This is a genomic window from Curtobacterium sp. MCPF17_002 (assembly GCF_003234115.2).
Taxonomy (GTDB): Bacteria; Actinomycetota; Actinomycetes; order Actinomycetales; family Microbacteriaceae; genus Curtobacterium.
The window spans coordinates 2956231-2974770 of the sequence record NZ_CP126251.1; the positions used below are offsets into that span (position 1 = coordinate 2956231).

Annotated in this window: 14 protein-coding genes; 8 read left to right on the forward strand and 6 right to left on the reverse strand. The window is 70.7% G+C overall.

What is annotated here, in order from left to right; translation table 11 throughout:
• Positions 1-5: 5 nt before the first annotated feature.
• The 4 genes from araA to DEJ28_RS13815 all read right to left on the reverse strand — a co-directional run bounded on the left by araA (position 6) and on the right by DEJ28_RS13815 (position 5648).
• The gene (gene araA, locus DEJ28_RS13800; protein WP_111117464.1) at positions 6-1532 is read right to left on the reverse strand and encodes an L-arabinose isomerase; all 1527 of its coding nucleotides are present in this window, start codon (positions 1530-1532) and stop codon (positions 6-8) included.
• Complete coding sequence (locus tag DEJ28_RS13805) at positions 1529-2245, reverse strand: L-ribulose-5-phosphate 4-epimerase (RefSeq protein WP_111117465.1); 717 nt, start codon at positions 2243-2245, stop codon at positions 1529-1531. The genes araA and DEJ28_RS13805 overlap by 4 nt, the downstream gene beginning before the upstream one ends.
• Positions 2242-3972 carry a xylulokinase gene (locus DEJ28_RS13810; RefSeq protein ID WP_111117481.1) on the reverse strand — a complete coding sequence of 577 codons (1731 nt, stop codon included), beginning with the start codon at positions 3970-3972 and terminating at the stop codon, positions 2242-2244. The genes DEJ28_RS13805 and DEJ28_RS13810 overlap by 4 nt, the downstream gene beginning before the upstream one ends.
• A gap of 662 nt (positions 3973-4634) precedes the next feature.
• A complete protein-coding gene (locus tag DEJ28_RS13815) occupies positions 4635-5648 on the reverse strand; it encodes a LacI family DNA-binding transcriptional regulator (RefSeq protein WP_111117466.1) in 1014 nt (337 codons plus the stop codon).
• A 200-nt stretch (positions 5649-5848) separates the two neighbouring features.
• Here DEJ28_RS13815 and DEJ28_RS13820 point away from each other — a divergent pair, with 200 nt between their 5' ends.
• The 4 genes from DEJ28_RS13820 to DEJ28_RS13835 are packed head-to-tail and all read left to right on the forward strand — an operon-like array spanning position 5849 to position 11136.
• On the forward strand, positions 5849-7849 hold the full coding sequence (locus DEJ28_RS13820) for a glycoside hydrolase family 127 protein (protein WP_111117467.1): 2001 nt from the start codon (positions 5849-5851) through the stop codon (positions 7847-7849).
• A 4-nt stretch (positions 7850-7853) separates the two neighbouring features.
• Entirely contained in the window at positions 7854-9161 is a 1308-nt protein-coding gene (locus DEJ28_RS13825) for an ABC transporter substrate-binding protein (protein WP_111117468.1), read from the forward strand.
• 52 nt (positions 9162-9213) lie between these two features.
• Positions 9214-10179 carry a carbohydrate ABC transporter permease gene (locus DEJ28_RS13830; RefSeq protein ID WP_111117469.1) on the forward strand — a complete coding sequence of 322 codons (966 nt, stop codon included), beginning with the start codon at positions 9214-9216 and terminating at the stop codon, positions 10177-10179.
• Between the two features lie 3 nt (positions 10180-10182).
• The gene (locus DEJ28_RS13835; RefSeq protein WP_111117470.1) at positions 10183-11136 is read left to right on the forward strand and encodes a carbohydrate ABC transporter permease; all 954 of its coding nucleotides are present in this window, start codon (positions 10183-10185) and stop codon (positions 11134-11136) included.
• A 180-nt stretch (positions 11137-11316) separates the two neighbouring features.
• Here the strand turns inward: DEJ28_RS13835 and DEJ28_RS13840 are convergent, their stop codons facing one another.
• Positions 11317-12366, reverse strand: a complete 1050-nt coding sequence (locus DEJ28_RS13840) for a LacI family DNA-binding transcriptional regulator (protein ID WP_111117471.1) — start codon at positions 12364-12366, stop codon at positions 11317-11319.
• Positions 12367-12547: 181 nt separating this feature from the next.
• Here DEJ28_RS13840 and chvE point away from each other — a divergent pair, with 181 nt between their 5' ends.
• From chvE to mmsB, 3 genes are all read left to right on the forward strand, one after another.
• Positions 12548-13678 (forward strand): multiple monosaccharide ABC transporter substrate-binding protein, encoded by a 1131-nt coding sequence (gene chvE, locus DEJ28_RS13845; RefSeq protein WP_181433881.1) that lies wholly within the window; start codon positions 12548-12550, stop codon positions 13676-13678.
• Between the two features lie 155 nt (positions 13679-13833).
• Entirely contained in the window at positions 13834-15384 is a 1551-nt protein-coding gene (gene mmsA, locus DEJ28_RS13850; protein ID WP_111117472.1) for a multiple monosaccharide ABC transporter ATP-binding protein, read from the forward strand.
• Entirely contained in the window at positions 15371-16552 is a 1182-nt protein-coding gene (gene mmsB, locus DEJ28_RS13855) for a multiple monosaccharide ABC transporter permease (RefSeq protein WP_111117473.1), read from the forward strand. The genes mmsA and mmsB overlap by 14 nt, the downstream gene beginning before the upstream one ends.
• Before the next feature lie 99 nt (positions 16553-16651).
• On the opposite strand, the gene DEJ28_RS13860 is transcribed toward mmsB, so the two are convergent.
• Positions 16652-17992, reverse strand: coding sequence for an alpha-amylase family glycosyl hydrolase (locus tag DEJ28_RS13860; protein ID WP_258368293.1), 1341 nt, complete (start codon positions 17990-17992; stop codon positions 16652-16654).
• Positions 17993-18107: 115 nt separating this feature from the next.
• Here DEJ28_RS13860 and DEJ28_RS13865 point away from each other — a divergent pair, with 115 nt between their 5' ends.
• Positions 18108-18506, forward strand: coding sequence for a DUF3253 domain-containing protein (locus DEJ28_RS13865; protein ID WP_111117475.1), 399 nt, complete (start codon positions 18108-18110; stop codon positions 18504-18506).
• Positions 18507-18540: the final 34 nt, after the last annotated feature.

Sequence of the window (18540 nt, forward strand, 5' to 3'; positions counted from 1 at the left end):
GTCCCTCAGAACCCGCGGTCGAGGCGGTGCCAGGTCTGCTGCGAGCGGACCTCGTCCCGGAAGCCGCGGGACGTCGTGTGCTCGTCGATGACCAGGAACTCGGTGCCCACCATCGTCGCGAAGTCCTCGACGACCTGCAGGCCGACGGCCGTCGTCATGACGGTGTGGTGGGCGGCGCCGGCGGTGAGCCAGGCCTCGGCGGCGACCGGGAACGACGGACGCGGCTCCCAGACGGCACGGCCGACGGGGAGCTTCGGCAGCGCCTCGGTCGGCGGGACCACGTCGACGACGTTCGCGGTGAGGCGGAAGCCGTCGCGGGTGTCCGAGAGCGCCACGACGACGGCCTCGCCGGGGTCGGCGGTGAAGACCAGGCGCACCGGGTCGTCCTTGCCGCCGATGCCGAGCGGGTGGATCTCGAGCGTGGGACGCGACGACGAGAGCGTCGGCGAGACCTCGAGCATGTGCGCGCCGAGGATCTTCTCCGCACCCGGGGTGAGATCGTACGTGTAGTCCTCCATGAGCGACGCGCCACCGGGGAGCCCGGCACCGGCGACGTTCATCGCGCGCACCAGCACAGCCGTCTTCCAGTCGCCCTCGGCACCGAAGCCGTAGCCGTCGGCCATCAGGCGCTGCACGGCGAGGCCGGGGAGCTGCCTGAGGGAGCCGAGGTCCTCGAAGTTCGTGGTGAACGCGGCACTCTGGTTCTGCGACAGGAGGGCGCGCAGACCGAGTTCGATGGCGGCGCCGTCGCGGAGCGCCTGGTGGCGGTCGCCTCCGTCACGCAGCGCCGGCTCCACGTCGTAGTCGCGCTCGTAGACGGCGACGAGCTCGTCGACCGCCCTGGTGTCGGCTTCCGCCGCTTCGACTGCCGACGCCAGCTCGTTCACGGCCCAGGTGTTCACCTGCACGCCGAGCTCGATCTCCGCCTCGGTCTTGTCGCCCTCGGTGACCGCGACGTAGCGCATGTTGTCGCCGAACCGCGTGAGCTTCAGCGAGCGGACGGCGGCGGCACCGGCGGCCGCACGGGTCCAGTTCGCGACCCGCTGCTGCACCCGCTCGTCGGACACGTGCCCGACGGCGGTCGCGTGCCGGACACCGAGCCGCGCGAGGGCGTAGCCGAACTCGCGGTCACCGTGCGCGGCCTGGTTGAGGTTCATGAAGTCGAAGTCGATGTCCGCCCACGGCAGCGTGACGTTCGCCTGCGTGTGCAGGTGCAGCAGCGGCTTCGAGAGCGCCTGCAGACCGCCGATCCACATCTTCGCCGGGCTGAACGTGTGCATCCACGTGGTGACGCCGATGACCCGGTCGTCCGCGCTGGCCTCGATGAGCGCGCGCCGGATGCCGTCGGCGTCCTTGAGGACGGGCTTCCACACGAGCTTCACCGGCAGCGCCGCGGCCAGTTCCGCGTGCACCTGCCTGCTCTGCGACTCCACCTGACGGAGGGTCTCCTCGCCGTACAGCCCCTGGCTGCCGGTGAGGAACCAGACCTCGTAGCTGTCCAGTGTTGCCTGGGGGTCGACCGGCTGCGTCATCGCATGGCTCCTTCGGGGTTCTGTCCGTAGACGTTCTGGTAGCGATCGAAGAGTCGATCGATGTCTGCTGCCGCGATCGGGACCGGGTCGCCGAGCTGCTTCGCGATGTGCACGGTGCGGGCGACGTCCTCGCACATCACCGCGGCCTTCACGGCGTCCTTCGCGTCCTTGCCGATCGTGAACACGCCGTGGTTCTGCATGAGCACGGCCCGGGAGCGGTGGCCGCTGAGCGTCTCGACGATGCCGTGGCCGATCGAGTCGTCGCCGATGATCGCGAACGGGCCGACCGGGATCGGGCCGCCGAACTCGTCCGCCATCGCGGTGATCACGCACGGGATCGGTTCGGCGCGGGCCGCCCAGGCGGTCGCGTAGGTGGAGTGGGTGTGCACGACGCCGCCGACCTCGGGCAGGTTCCGGTACACGTAGGCGTGCGCCGCGGTGTCGGAGGACGGGCCGTGCGCGTTGCCCCAGCCGTCGGCCGGGACGCCGTCGAGGGTGCAGACCACCTGGTTCTCCGGGCGCAGGTCGTCGCTCGACACCCCGCTCGGCTTGATGACGAAGAGGTCGGTGCCGGGCACGCGTTCGGACACGTTGCCGCCGGTCCAGATGACGAGGCCGTAGCGGACGAGTTCGCCGTGCAGGGCGGAGACGCGTGCGCGGGTGGCGGCGACGGCCTCTGCTGTCGCGTCGGTGCGGTCGGTCACGTCCGTCATCGGGTCACTTCCTGCTCTGCCGGGAGGCGCGGCTCGGCTCCTGCCGGCCCCTCACCTCGGGTCGTGGTCGCGTCGGCGCCGGGGGCGGCTGCCGCACCGGTGCCGGTCGCGTCGGTTCCGGTGGTCGCTGCCGCCACGGCCTGGACGGGCAGGGCTGCGCGGTACCGGTCGAGGTAGGTCTGGAAGCCCGCGACGTCGCGCGGCTCCGGGTCGGCGACGTGCACCGCGTCCCCGCCGAAGACGGTCTCGGCCAGGAAGTCCGCGAGGTGGTGCTCGGTGTGCTCGAGGTACGCGGCGAGCACGGCGATGCCCCAGGCACCGCCCTCCCCTGCGGTCTCCTCGAGGGCGACGGGCACGCGGAGCGCCGCGGCGAGCAGCTGCTGCGGTGCGCCGGGCGTCCGGAAGAGGCCGCCGTGGGCGGTCATCCGGTCGACCTCCACCTGCTCGGCGTGCAGTACCTCCATGCCGATCGCGAGGGTGGCGAAGGCACCGTGCACCTCGGAGCGCACCAGGTTGCCCAGGGTGAAGCGCGCGTCCGGGGTGCGGAGGAGCAGCGGTCGGCCGTCGGCCACGTGGGTGACGGGTTCGCCCGCCAGGTAGTTGAAGGAGAGGAGCCCGCCGGCGTCCGGGTCGGCCTGTTCGGCTTCGTCCAGCAGGACCCGGAACACGTCGTCGGTCGGCATCGGGGTGCCCGATGCCTCCGCGAAGCGTCCGAACACCCTCGCCCAGGCCGCGATCTCGCTCGCGCCGTTGTTGCAGTGCACCATCGCGACGGCGTCGCCGGACGGGGTGGTGACGACGTCGAGCTCCTCGTGCGCGGACTCGAGCGGCTGCTCGAGGACGACCATCGCGAAGATGCTCGTGCCGACGCTGACGTTCCCAGTGCGGGGCGCGACGGCGTTCGTCGCGACCATGCCGGTGCCGGCGTCGCCCTCGGGCGGGCAGAGCGGGACGCCGGGGCGGAGCGAACCGGTCGGGTCGAGCCACGCGGCACCCTCGGGGGTGAGCGCTCCGGCGTCGTCACCGGCGACGAGGACCTCGGGCAGGAGCGCGCCGAGGTCCGGCACGGCGTCGCCGAGGAGCTCCTGCGTCCGGGCCACCATCTCGTGGTCGAACTCGCGCGAGCCCGGGGCGCCCGGGCCGCTGTCGGACGGGCTGCTGTCGATCGGGAACACGCCGCTCGCGTCGCCGACGCCGAGGACGTCGCGGCCGGTGAGGCGGCGGTGCACGTACCCGGCGAGCGACGTGATGCCGGCGATCTGCGGCACGTGCGGCTCGTCGTCGAGGACGGCCTGGTAGAGGTGCGCGATCGACCATCGGAGCGGGATGTTGAAGCCGAGCGCGTCGCTCAGCCGTTCGGCGGCGGGCCCCGTGGAGGTGTTGCGCCAGGTCCGGAACGGCACGAGCAGTTCACCGTCGGCGTCGAACGCGAGGTAGCCGTGCATCATGGCGGAGACCCCGGCGGCGCGGAAGGTCGTGGGGGTCACGCCGTACTGGGCCTCGACGTCGGCCACGAGGGCGGCGTACGCGGCGCGGAGTCCGGTCTCGACGGCCTCGAGGGAGTAGGTCCAGCGACCGTCGACGAACTCGTTCTCCCACTCGTGCGCGCCGGCGGCGATGGGCACGAGGTCCTCGTCCACCAGGCATGCCTTGATGCGCGTGGAGCCGAGCTCGATGCCGAGCGTCGTGCGGCCGTCCACGACCTGTTGTCGGCGGTCGTCGCTCATGCAGTCCTCCCAGACCTCGTCGTCCTCGTGAGCGCTCACATCCTGGCACGTGAGCGCTCACTCCCGCAAACGCCGCGCGCGTCGCTCGCTCGCGTCCCGCCCGCCTCGCCCTTCCGCGCCCCTGGCCCTGGCCCACGCCCCGCACCCGCCCGCGCCCCCATGTCCCGCACCCCCTTCCGCCGAGATCGCACTCCGGCGGGGTTCGTCGCGCGCACAGCCCGCCGAACTGCGATCTCACCGAACTCGTCCCAGACGGCCGCCCCGCCGGTGAGTCCGCCGAGATCGCACTTTCGCGCGCACGGCGGGGACCGACGCCCGCCGAAGTGCGATCTCGGCGACCCGGCGGGTGAGTCCGCCGGCCGCCCCGCCGAGATCGCAGTCCGGCGGGGTTCGTCGCGCGCACAGCCCGCCGAACTGCGATCTCACCGAACTCGCCCCAGACGGCCGCCCCGCGGGTTGATTCGCCGAGATCGCACTTTCGCGGGGACATCCGGGTGCGATGACCGCCGAACTGCGATCTCACCGAACTCGCCCCAGACGGCCGCGCCACCGGTGAGTCCGTCGAGATCGCACGTTCGCGCGCACGGCGGGGACCGATGACCGCCGAAGTGCGATCTCGGCACCGGCACGACGACGAGCGGCGAAGCCGGGCGCGGCCGGCGTCAGGCGCCGACGGTGCTCTCGCGGACGACGAGGGACGGCGTGACCGCGGCCGACGCCGCCGAACCGCCGTCGATGAGGTCGAGGAGCGCCCGCCCCGCCACGCGCCCGAGCTCCTCGAGCCGCAGGTCCACCGTGGTCAGGGGCGGCCGGCTCGCCAACGCCATCACGTCCCAGTCGTCGAACCCGGTGACGGCGACGTCCTCGGGGACGGACCGGCCGAGCTCCCGCAGCCGGTCACACACGCCACGGGCGATCTGGTCGCTCCCGCACACGATCGCGTCGACGTCGATCGAGCCCCGCGCCAGCACGTCGACGGCCTGACGCCCCCAGCGCTCCGACCACTCGCCGAACAGCGGCGGGGTGACGAGCCGGGAGCCGAGCACCGACACCGCTCCGGCGACACGTCGTTCGGCGGACCGGTGGCGCTCGGGACCGGTGACGATCGCGACCTTCGACCTGCCGAGCGTCAGGAGGTGGGACGCCACGGCCGCACTGCCGGCCGAGTCGTCGAGGGTGATCGACACGTCGGACGCCGAGGTCGACGGCGTGAAGGCGTAGACGACGGGCATGGACACGTCGATGGGCGGGCGGGGGTCGGCGGAGCGTCCGGTGACGATGATGCCGTCGACCCCGCGGGCCGCGAGCGAGCGGAGGTAGTGCGTCTCGCGGACGTGGTCGTCGCGGGTGTCGCAGAGGAGCACGGCCATCTGCCCGGCGGACAGGGCGTCCTCGGCGCCGAGGAGCACCGGGATCGAGAACCGTCCGAACGAGTCGGTGGTGATCATGCCGACCGTGTAGGTCCGACCGGAGGACAGCGCACGCGCCCGGGCGTCCCCGACGAACCCGAGCTTCTCGGCGGCGTCCTTCACCCGAGCCCGCGTCGCGTCCCGCAGCTGCCCGGTGCCGTTGAGCGCCTTGGAGGCGGTGCCGATCGACACCCCGGCGAGCGCCGCCACGTCGGTGATGCGGACGGGCTGCGCGCCACGGTCGACGGTGGAGCGTTCGAGTGTCACGGCAAGCTCCTTTCCGGATCGCGGGACGTGACGATGAGCATACGCAGAAAACCGTTCGGACCCCTTGCGCGTCCGAGGTACGTGTCGTAACGTCCCCCGCAGAAACCGTTTTCCGAAACGGGCACAGCCCGAAAACCGGCACAGCCCGGAACCGGCACAGCCCGCCCGGAACGGCACCAGTCACATCGCAAGGAGGCGACATGACCACCACGCTCGCGACCGACAGCCGCGCGCAGACCGCGACGCCGGTCCTCCCGACCGCCGACGCGCACCTCACGCTCCGGCCCCTGCCGACCGGGTCCGCCCGGATCACCGGCGGCTTCTGGGCACTCCGGCAGGAGCGCAACGGCCGCGACGCGATCCGCGGCGGCTACGACCTGCTCGAGACCGCGGGGAACTTCCGGAACCTCCGGATCGCCGCCGGCCTCGAGGACGGCGACGCGACCGGCCCGATCTTCATGGACTCGGACGTCACGAAGTGGCTCGAGGCGGTTGCGTGGGAGTACGGCCGCGCACCGTCCGACGACCTGCTCGACCTGCAGCGCGAGGTCACGGCGCTGTACGCCCAGGCGCAGGCCGACGACGGCTACCTCGACTCCGTGCAGCAGATCCGCGGCGACGGTGAGCGGTACACGGACCTCAAGTGGAGCCACGAGATGTACTGCGCCGGGCACCTGTACCAGGCGGCCGTGGCGCAGCACCGTGCGACGGGCGACACCGGGCTGCTCGAGGTCGCGATCAAGAACGCGGACCACCTCGTCCGCACGTTCGGCGACGGCACCGCCCCCGACGGCACGCCCAAGAAGCACGACGTCGACGGCCACCCCGTCGTCGAGATGGGTCTCGTCGAGCTGTACCGCGAGACCGGCGACCGCGCGTACCTCGACCTGGCGCACTGGTTCGTCGACGCCCGCGGGCACGGCATCATCGAGCGCGCCGGCGGCGAGCCGACGTACTTCTCCGACCGGGTCCCGAGCCGCGAGGCAACGACCGTCGAGGGCCACGCCGTCCGGGCCGTGTACCTGGCGGCCGGCGCGGTGGACGTCGCGATCGAGACCGGCGACACCGAGCTCCTCGCCGCGAGCGAGCGCCAGTTCGCGGACATGATGGCGACGAAGGCGTTCATCACCGGCGGTCTCGGCGCCCGCTGGGACTGGGAGGCGTTCGGCGACCCGTACGAGCTCCCCACCGACCGCGGCTACGCGGAGACCTGCGCGGCGATCGGCGGCGTCCAGTGGGCGTGGCGGCTGCTCCTCGCGACCGGCAAGCCGGTGTACGCCGACGCGATCGAGCGCCTGCTCTACAACGCGTTCCTCGCCGGCGTCAGCCTGGGCGGCACCGAGTACTTCTACGTCAACCCGCTGCAGCAGCGGGACCACGCGCACCAGGACGAGAACCGCTCCCCCGCGCACGGCCGCCGCGGCTGGTTCGACTGCGCCTGCTGCCCGCCGAACATCATGCGCACCTTCGCGAGCCTCGACGGCTACCTGGCCACGGCGACTGACGGCGGCCTGCAGCTGCACCAGTACGCGACCGCCACGCTCGGCAGCGTCCGGGTGGAGACCGGGTACCCGCACGACGGCCGCGTGGTCGTCACGGTCACCGAAGACGGCCCGCTCGCCCTCGGGCTGCGGATCCCGGCGTGGTCGGACACGACGACCGTCACGGGTGCCGGCGGCGACGCGAGCCCCGCGGCGGGCACGCTGCACGTCATCGACCGCGAGTGGACCGCCGGTGACACCGTCGAGCTCGCCTTCGACACGACGCCGCACCGGTACGTCGCGGACGCCCGCATCGACGCCGCCCGGGGGCAGGTCGCCATCGAGCGCGGCCCCCTCGTGTACGCGGTCGAGCAGGCGGACCAGCAGGGCTTCACGGTCGACGACCTGACGGTCGACGCGGACGCACCGATCACCGAGGAGCGCCAGGAGGGACTCCTCGACGGCATCGTCACGCTGCGGATCCAGGGACACGCCCCCGCCGAGCACGAGCAGGCAGCGTGGCCGTACCGCCGTCTGGACGGGCCTGGAGGCGCGGATCACGCCGTGGACGCGACCAGCGTCGACGACGTGGCCGGTTCCGAGAGCGCCACCACGGGCCTCCAGGCCGTCCGCGACGTCACCGCGACCGCGGTCCCGTACTACGCCTGGGCGAACCGCGGAGCCGCGCCGATGCGCGTCTGGCTCCCGCTGGCGCGGTGACCCGGTGAAGCGCAGAGCGTTCCTCGCCGGCGGCATCGCCGGCGGGGCGGCCCTCACCCTGGCCGCGTGCTCCGGCACACTGCCCAAGGTCGACGCACAGGTCGCCGCCTTCGGACAGAACGCCACCGGCACGGTGCACGTCTGGTGCCGCGCCGCCACCCAGGCCGGGCTGACGGCAGCCGTCGCCGGCTTCAACAAGGCGAACCCGAAGCTGCAGGTCGAGCTGACACCGGTGCCCGACGGGCAGTACGTGACCAAGCTCGCGACCGCGATCCGTGGCGGTGAGCCGCCGGACGTCGTCGACATCGACGACATCAACTCGCAGCTGTTCATCTTCCGCGAGGCGTTCGCCGACCTCACCGACGTCGTCAAGGGACTCGACTACTTCGACGAGATCTCCCCCGGCCACCTGCGTCTGCTCGAGTACAAGAGCCGGTACTACGGCCTGCCGTACCTGGCGGACAACTCGCAGCTCTTCGTCAACACCGAGCTGTTCGACAAGGCCGGGCTCGACGTCGAGGACTCGACGAAGGACCTCGACAGCCTGCTCGCCGCGGCGAAGGCGATCCGGGAGACCGGCGACGACGTCTACGGGTGGTCGATCTCCGGGAACGCCGCGGGGATCATCGGGTTCGTCACCCAGCCACACGTCTGGGCCACCGGCGTCGACATGATGTCCGGTGCGGTCGGCTCGCAGCGGGCGAACATCACCGGCAACGAGGCCCTCGAACGGATGCTCGAGTTCTACCGGCAGCTGTGGAAGGACGGCGTGCTCTCGAAGGCGACGTACTCCGACGCCGGCACGACCTGGGGCGCCGACTTCCGGGCCGGGAAGGTCGGCATCTTCCCGACCTCGTACGGCGCGACCGTGCCCGCGGCCACCAAGGCGATGCGGGCGAAGATGCAGACCGTGCTGATCCCGTCGTGGGACGGCAAGCGGTCGTTCTTCGACGGCGGCGACAACATGTGCATCCCGAACGGGGCGGCGAACCCGTCCGGGGGTTGGGCGTTCATGCAGTACGCGAACGGCCTGCAGCAGCAGCAGGCGCTGCCGGACGGGGGTTACTTCCCGACCCGCTCGGACGCGGCGACGCCGGCGTACCGGAAGAAGTACCCGCTCGCGTTCGGCCCGCTCGACGCGATCGACAAGGGGTACGCGCCGCAGACCCTCGCGTACAACCTGCTCAACAACCAGCCCTCGTCGCCGTACTTCGCGATGTTCCGCGAGGCCGTGTTCGGGTCCGGGACGACCGCCGCCATGAAGACGGCGCAGTCCGAGTACCAGCGCATCCTCGACCAGGTCCAGGCCTGACCGCTCCTCCCCGCTCGTCCCGCTCGTCTCGACTGCACAGAGAGGTGCACGCATGTCGACCATCTCCACCCGGCGCACCGCCGGCCGGACCGGCGCCGGCCGTTCCACCGTGGGGCGTGGGCCGGGCCGCGGCCCGGTCCGCTCCCGGAACTCGCTCACCCACCCGCCGCGCACCGGGGCGGTGCTCGTCGCCCCGGCGATCCTGTTCGTGGCGGTGTTCGTCCTCGTCCCGCTCGTGTTCGCGCTCTACATCTCGTTCACGAACTGGCCCCTCATCGGGCCGTACCGGTTCATCGGACTGCAGAACTACGCGACGCTGTTCCAGGACCCGACCTTCGTGCACGCCATCGGGTACACGCTGCTGTACACGGCGATCGTCACCCTGCCGATCCTCGCGCTCGGGTACTTCCTGGCCGTGCTCGTCCGGTCCCGCCGACGCGGCAGCACCCTGCTGCGGACGGTGTTCTTCCTGCCGTACGTGGTCGGTCTGACGACGCTCTCGTTCATGCTCGTCCTCGAGGCGCAGCCGAACTCCGGGGCCGTGAACATGGTGCTCCACTGGCTCGGCATCACCGACGGCAGCACGGCCTGGCTCGTGAACGGTCCCCTCGCCACGCTGCTCATCTGCGTGCTCGTGGTGTGGGCGGTGTCCGGGCTGACAATGGTGCTGCTCATGTCGGCGATGCAGGGCGTCCCCGACGAGGTGTACGAGTCCGCGCAGCTCGAGGGCGCGTCCTGGTGGCAGACCGAGCGGCTCATCACGTTCCCGATGATCCGGCCCACGGTGGCACTCAGCGTGATCATCTCGGTGATCGGGTCCCTGCTGGCGTTCAACCAGTTCTACATCCTCACCCAGGGCGGTCCGGGCACCGAGACCACGACCATCGTCAACGCCATCTACAACCGCGGGTTCGTGAACCTGCAGCTCGGGGCGGCGACCGCGCAGTCGATCGCGCTCGTCATCGTCATCGCCGCCGTCACGGTGTTCCAGTTCTGGGCACTGCGAGAGAAGGACTGAGCCATGAGCACCACGACCTCGCGAGCCGGACTGGCCGCTCCGGACCTGTCGACGCGGACCCTCACCACCGAGGGCGACGGGCGACGCCGACGCCACCACCAGGGCAGCGTCCGCCACCCGCGCGACACCGCCGTGAAGCGCACCCTCTACGTGATCGCGGGCGTCGGTTCCGCGCTCGTGTTCGGGGTCCCGCTGATCTGGTCGATCCTCCGCGCGTTCCAGTCCGAGGCCGTCATCACGCAGGCCCCGAACGCCGCGACGTTCTTCCAGCTCGGATGGCAGAACTTCGCCGCCGTGTTCAACTCGTCGTCGCACCTGCTCACCGGCGTGTTCAACTCGGTGATCGTGTCGGTGTGCACGGCGGTCCTCACCGCCGTCATCGCGACGATGGCCGGCTACGGGTTCGCCCGCTTCCGGTTCCGTGGGTCCGGCCTGGTGTTCGGGCTCGTCCTGCTGACGATGATGGTGCCGTTCCAGGCGATCCTCACGCCGCTGTACCTCGAGCTGAACGCGATGAAGCTCACGAACTCGCTCCTCGGGCTCGTGCTCTTCTACACGACGGTGAACCTGCCGTTCGGGGTGTTCGTGATGCGGAACGCGTTCGAGTCGATCCCGACCGAGCTCGAGGACTCGGCGTTCGTCGACGGCGCCTCGCGCTTCCGGGTCGTCGTGTCGGTGCTCCGTCCTCTGCTCCTGCCCGGTGTCGCGACCGCTGCGCTCTACGCGTTCCTGGCGTCGTGGACGGAGTTCCTCGGGGCGCTGACCTTCCTCACGAAGGACTCGCTCTACACGTTGCCCGTCGCGCTGCTCAACCTGCAGACCGGGGCGTACGGGCAGGTGTCGTACGGGAACCTCGTCGCCGGGTCGGTCGTGGCGATGATCCCGTGCATCGCGCTCTACGTCGGGCTGCAGCGGTTCTACGTCGCGGGGCTGTCGTCCGGTGCGCTGAAGGGCTGACGGTCGGGTCGCCCCCTCGCACCGTGCGAGGAGGCGCTCCGGTGCGAGGTTCCGGACTCGGTGCGAGGCGGTCGGGCCTGCACCGAGTACGGAACCTCGCACCGGACGGCACGGGCCACGCGAGCGCTAGCGAGCGGCACGCGAGCGCCGCGCACGGTGCGAGGCTGGCGCCCCGGCGCCCTACGCGCTCCGGCGCACCACGAGCTCGGGCAGGAGCAGCGTCTCGTCGCGGGGCTCCCCCTCGACCAGGGCCCGCACCGTGTCGAGCACCCGCTCCCCCATCGCCCGGAAGTCCTGCCGCACGGTGGTGAGCGGCGGCGTGAAGTGCGCGGCCTCGGGGACGTCGTCGAACCCCACCACGGCGATGTCGTCGGGGACGCGGAGCCCCTCGTCGGCGAAGGCGTGCAGTGCCCCGAGCGCCATCTGGTCGTTCCCGGCGAAGACCGCGTCGACGGTGTGCACGTCGATCGTCCGCGCCGCCTGGAACCCGCTCGCCGGGGTCCAGTCGCCGTCGAGCACGACCGGTTCGAGGCCGGCCTCGTGCATGATCCGCACGTAGGTCTCGCGGCGCACCTCTGATTCCTGGGAGACGCTCGGGCCGGCGATGTGCACGATCCGTCGGTGTCCGCGGCCGAACAGGTGCTCCATCACGAGCGACGTCCCGGCGACCTGGTCGATCGCGACGGCGGCGACGCTCGGTGCGATCGGCGCGCGGGCGGCGTCGCGCTGCACGGCGTTGGACACGACGACCGGCACGGTGACGGGCACGGTCAGCGAGGCGAGGGCGTCGAGCACGCGGTTGTCGGCGGCGACCAGGACGATCGCGGCGACGTCCTGGGCGAGCAGCGTCGTGATCGCGGCGGACAGGTCGCCGGGGCGCGGGTCGTCGGGCAGTGTCGACAGGAGCACGTGGTACCCGGCCGAGCGCGCTGCCCGCTCGAAGCCGATGGCGGTGCTCGACGGTCCGTACAGGGCGTCGCCCGCGGTGATGATGCCGAGCGCGCGGCTGCGTCCCCCGGCGAGCGCCCGGGCTGCGGCGCGCGGGCGGTACCCGAGCTCGGTGACGGCGTCGGAGACCTGCGTGCGGTACTGCTCGCGGACCGTCGGGTCGCCGTTGATGACGCGGGAGACGGTCTGGTGCGACACCCCGGCGCGTTCGGCGACGTCGAAGATCGTCGGGGCCTTCCGGCGCTTGCCGCCCTTGCCCTCGGGGGCGGTCGTGGTGCTCACGTCGCCAACCGTACCGCGCAGTCCGGCCAGCGCTGCAAGATCCCGAAACGGTCACGCCCAGTTGACACCCCGTCACGGAACCCCCAGGATGTGAGCGCTCACATGAGCAATTCCCACGGGGCACAGCAGCCCCGGCACCCCAGCGCGTCGAGGACGACGCGAGAGGAACAGAGGTACTTCGATGATGAAGCGCAGGATCTTGGCCGGGGCCGCAGCCCTCGGCATCGCGATCTCCCTGGCCGCGTGCTCGGCCGGCGGCCGCGCCTCCACCGACGGTGGCGGCAGCAGCGACTCGAACAAGGGCGCCCTCGTCGGCGTCGCGATGCCGACCAAGGTGTCGGAACGCTGGATCAAGGACGGGAACGCCGTCAAGAGCGACCTCGAGAAGGCCGGCTACAAGGTCGACCTCGAGTACGCGGACAACAAGATCCCGCAGCAGGTCCAGCAGGTCAGCAACATGATCACGAAGGGCGCGAAGGTCCTCATCGTCGCGTCCATCGACGGCGGATCGCTGTCCGACCAGCTCGACGCCGCGAAGAAGGCCGGCATCAAGGTCATCTCCTACGACCGCCTGCTCACCGGCAACAAGAACGTCGACTACTACGTGTCGTTCGACAACGAGAAGGTCGGCGTCGACCAGGCGAACAGCCTCCTCACCGGCCTGGGCGTCCTCGACGCCGACGGCAAGAAGACCGGTGAGAAGGGTCCGTTCAACATCGAGGTCTTCGCCGGTTCGCCCGACGACAACAACGCGACGTTCTTCTTCAACGGCGCGATGAAGACCCTCAAGCCGTACCTCGACGACGGCACGATCAAGATCGGCTCCGGCCAGGACGGCTTCACGCAGGCCGCCACGCTGCAGTGGGACCCGGCCACGGCCAAGGCCCGCATGCAGAACCTCGTCGCGAAGTCGTACTCCGGCGGCACCACGCTGAACGGCGTGCTCTCGCCCTACGACGGCATGTCGATCGGCATCATCTCGGCGCTCCAGGGTGCCGGGTACGGCACGAGCAGCCGTCCGCTCCCGACCATCACCGGTCAGGACGCCGAGGCCGCCAGCGTGAAGTCGATCGTCGCCGGCCAGCAGTACTCCACCATCTACAAGGACACGCGCCAGCTGGCCGAGAAGTCCGCGTCGATGGCCGAGGACCTGCTCACGGGCAAGACCCCGAAGGTCAACGACACGAAGACCTACGACAACAAGGTCAAGGTCGTCCCGACCTTCCTGTTCCAGCCGACGGTCGTCACCAAGGAGAACTACCAGAAGGTCCTCATCGACTCCGGGTACTACACCGAAGCCGACCTGAAGTAGTCGCAACCCCTTCACGGACCGGAGGCGCGTGGCCACCCCGCCCCGCGCCTCCAGTCCGCTCTCCCCCGGACCGCAGGGCACGGTGCCAGCGCACCACGCGCCTGGCGGTCCGTCCCACCCGCGCGCGCGAGCGCGCACTACGGAAGGCGGTCGACGTGACGGACACCATCCTCGAGATGCGTGACATCACCAAGACGTTCCCCGGCGTGAAGGCCCTGCAGTGCGTCTCGATCGCGGTCGAGCGCGGCCAGGTCCACGCGATCTGCGGCGAGAACGGCGCCGGCAAGTCCACGCTCATGAAGGTGCTGTCGGGCGTCTACCCGCACGGCACGTTCGACGGCGAGATCCTGCTCGACGGCGCACCCGTGCAGTTCGGCGACATCAACGACTCCGAGGCGTCGGGCGTCGTGATCATCCACCAGGAGCTCGCCCTCAGCCCGTTCCTGTCGATCGCCGAGAACATCTTCCTCGGCAACGAGCGGTCCAAGGGCGGCTTCATCGACTGGAACAAGACGAACCTCGCCGCAGCCGAACTGCTGCAGCGTGTCGGACTGAAGGACAACCCGGTCACGAAGATCGTCGACATCGGTGTCGGCAAGCAGCAGCTCGTCGAGATCGCGAAGGCGCTGTCGAAGAAGGTGAAGCTCCTCATCCTCGACGAGCCCACCGCGGCGCTCAACGACGACGACTCCGCGCACCTGCTCGAGCTCATCCGGTCGCTGCAGGCCGAGGGCATGACGGCGATCATCATCAGCCACAAGCTCAACGAGATCAAGGCGATCGCGGACAAGGTCACGATCATCCGCGACGGGCAGACCATCGAGACGCTCGACATGCACGCCGACGACGTGTCCGAGGACCGGATCATCCGCGGCATGGTCGGCCGCGACCTGTCGAACCGGTACCCGACGCACGAGTCAAGGGTCGGCGAGGAGCTGCTGCGGATCGAGGACTGGACCGTCCACCACCCGCTCGACGCCTCCCGCGAGATCATCCACCAGGCGAACCTCACGGTCCGTGCCGGCGAGATCGTCGGCATCGCCGGGCTCATGGGCGCCGGACGCACCGAGCTCGCGATGAGCGTGTTCGGGCAGTCGTACGGCGCCGGCATCAGCGGCACCGTGTACAAGCGCGGCACCCCGGTGAAGACGCACACCGTGACGCAGGCCATCGACGCCGGGATCGCCTACGTCACCGAGGACCGGAAGCGGTACGGCCTCAACCTCATCGACGACATCAAGCGGAACATCTCCGGTTCGGCGCTCGGGAAGCTCGCATCGTGGGGCTTCGTGAACGCCTCCGAGGAGACCACCGTCGCGGGCCAGTTCCTGAAGAACCTCAACATCAAGGCGCCGAACGTCGACGTCCTCACCGGCAAGCTCTCCGGCGGCAACCAGCAGAAGGTCGTCCTGTCGAAGTGGATGTACGCCGACCCGGAGGTCCTCATCCTCGACGAGCCCACCCGCGGCATCGACGTGGGGGCGAAGTACGAGATCTACACGATCATCAACAGCCTGGCGGACCAGGGGAAGGGGATCATCGTGATCTCCTCCGAGCTCCCCGAACTGCTCGGCATCTGCGACCGCATCTACACACTCTCCGAGGGCACGATCACCGCCGACGTGCCCCGATCCGAGGCCACGCCAGAGGTCCTCATGCAGTACATGACCCAGGAACGGGAGACCCCTGTCAATGAACGCGCTTAAGTCCGCCGCCGGCTACCTCACCGGGCAGCTCCGACAGATCGGCCTGTTCATCGCGCTGATCGTCATCGTCATCTTCTTCCAGGTGACGACGAACGGCATCACCCTCGCCCCGATCAACGTCTCGAACCTGATCGTCCAGAACAGCTACATCCTCATCCTCGCCATCGGCATGGTGATGGTCATCATCGCCGGGCACATCGACCTGTCCGTCGGGTCGGTCGTCGCCTTCACCGGGGCGATGGCGGGGGTGATGATCACGCAGTGGGGCCTCCCCTGGCCCGTCGCGGTGGTCCTCTGCCTCGTCATCGGCGCACTGGTCGGCGCCTGGCAGGGCTTCTGGATCGCCTACTTCGGGATCCCGGCGTTCATCGTGACCCTGGCGGGCATGCTCGCCTTCCGCGGAGCCGCCCAGATCGCCCTGCAGAACCAGCAGATCTCGCCGTTCCCGCAGGGGTTCCGGTCGCTCGGCTCCGGGTTCCTGCCGGCGTTCGGGTCCAGCGGGTACGAGCCGCTCACGATGATCCTCGGCTTCGCGGCCGCGGCGGTCATGGTGGTCGTCGCGTTCCGCGGTCGCGCCACCCGCCGGAAGTACCAGCTCGAGAGCGAGCCGTTCCCCTGGTTCATCGTCAAGCTGGCGTTCGGCGTCGTCCTCGTCATCTACGTCGCACTGCTCCTCGCCAGCTACAACGGCACCCCGATCGTGCTCGTCATCCTCGGGCTGCTCGTGGTCGTGTACTCGGTCATCATGCGGAGCGCGGTGTTCGGCCGGCACATCTACGCGATCGGCGGCAACGCCCTGGCCGCGCAGCTGTCCGGCGTGAAGACGAAGCGCGTCACGTTCCTGCTCTTCGTCAACATGGGTGTCATCTCGGCGCTCGCGGGTGTGGTGTTCACCGGGCAGCTCAACCTCGCCTCGCCGAGCGCGGGCAACGGGTTCGAGCTCGACGCCATCGCGGCCGTGTTCATCGGTGGCGCGGCCGTCACGGGCGGCATCGGCACCGTGCCGGGAGCCATCGTCGGTGGTCTCATCATCGGCATCCTCAACAACGGCATGTCGATCCTCGGCGTCGGCACGGAGTTCCAGTCGCTCATCAAGGGCCTGGTGCTGCTCGCCGCGGTCGCGTTCGACGTGTTCAACAAGCGCCGGGCGGCGTCCGCGCGGAAGTAGGGCGCGTCGCGCGGCTCGCGTCGCGCGTCGCTCGTCGCGCGTCGCTCGCTTGGTGAGCAGGAATGGTCGGGTCCCGTCTGGGGACCCGACCATTGCTGCTCACGATCGAGACAGGACCGCCCACCCCCGGGCCTGGAGGCGCACGGTCCCGTTCCCGAGATCCGCGCCGCCCGCCTCCACCTGCGTCGCGTCGGCCGCGGGCAGCTCGACGGGATCGGCCGCCAGGTTCAGGGCGGTCACCACCGCGGCGTCGGCCGTCGCGGTGCGCAGGACGATCGCCGTGTTCGTCAGGTGCACGACGTCGGTGTGGGCACGGTGCAGCCACGGGTTGCGACGGCGGAGGGCGATGAGCGCCTCGTGCGAGTGCGTGATCGTGGTCGGCGCGGGCACCTCGTCGGGGAACGCCGGGCGGACGGCGTCGTCACCGCCCTCGCGCTCCTCCTTCATCCCCGTCCAGCCGAACTCGTCGCCGGCGTAGACGCTCGGGGTGCCCGCGACGGTGAACAGGACCGCGGCGGCGTGCTCGGCGAAGTCCTCCCCCACCGCGCTCGCGATGCGGGTGACGTCGTGGTTCCCGACGAACGTGCTCGGCACGAACGTCGCCAGGAGCGCATCGTGCCGCTCGATCGCGTGCGCGAGCTCGTGGCAGTTGCCGTCCGCGATGCCGTGCCAGATCCCCTGCCACAGTTCGTACTGCGTGGTCGAGTCCATCGTCGACTCGCGGACGATCGCGGCCGCGTCCCCGTGGATCACCTCGCCGCTGAACCAGGCGTCCGGGAACCGCTCTCGCACGCGCGGCAGCACCCGCGCCCAGAACGCCGGCGGCACGGCGTACGCGGCGTCGAGCCGCCACCCGTCGACCCCGCGTCCGAGCCAGTACGTCATCACCTCGACCACGAGGTCCTCGGTCGCGCGCGCGCCGTGGTCGAGCGCGACGAGGATGTCGTGCCCCTCGAAGTTCCCGGTGCGCACCGCGTCCCCGGGCTCCCAGCCGTCCCAGTCCACCGCGAAGAGGTCGGCCGTCGCTGCCCGTGGCCCCTCGGCCTCGAGCGCCCGGAAGGCGGGGTGCTCCCGCCCCACGTGGTTGAAGACGCCGTCGAGCAGGACCCGGACGCCACGCTCGTGCGCGGCGGCGACGAGCCTGTCGAAGTCGTCGTCGTCACCGAGCCGAGGGTCGATCCGGAAGTGGTCCACCGTGTCGTAGCCGTGGGTCGAGCTCGCGAACACCGGGCCGAGCAGCAGACCGTTCAGGCCGAGGTCGACGACGTGGTCGAGCCACCCCGCGATCCGGCCCAGCCGGTGCTCGAGGGGCCGGTCGGCCACCGGTGTCTCCGGGCGGACCTCGGCGCCGACGAAGCCGAGCGGGTACACGTGCCACCACAGCACGTGCGGGACCCAGGCGGGTTCGGGCGGCAGGGCGGCGCTGGTGTCGATGCTCACCGCCACGATCGTGCCAGCCGGACCTGAGTCGCGTGCGACCGTGCTGTGCGTGCCGCTGGTGCTGCGTGTGCCTCTGCTGTGCACCGAGCGGGACGGCAGGACGAGGATGGGCCGCATGGGACGAGCCATCAGGACCGCAGCGCACGCCGAGGCGTCGGAGTCGGCGCACGCGGAACGCACCTGCGCGGGGTGCGGCCGCCGGATGTCGAAGTCCACTGCCCCCGAGGCGAAGTGGTGCTCCGCCGCCTGCCGCAAGCACGGCGTCGACGACACCGACCGCGCGCTCGAACAGCGGATCGACGAACTCCTCGCCGCGCGGGCACGGTCGTCGAGCATCTGCCCCTCCGAGGTCGCCCGCGCACTCGATCCCGACGACTGGCGCGACCTGATGGAACCCGCGCGTCGAGCCGCGCGTCGCATGGTCGCCCGCGGCGAGGTCGAGATCACGCAGCACGGCGTCGTCATCGACCCGTCAACGGCGAAGGGTCCCATCCGTATCCGCCGACCGCGCTGAGGGAACACCCGTGGCACGACACGTGTTGGGGAAC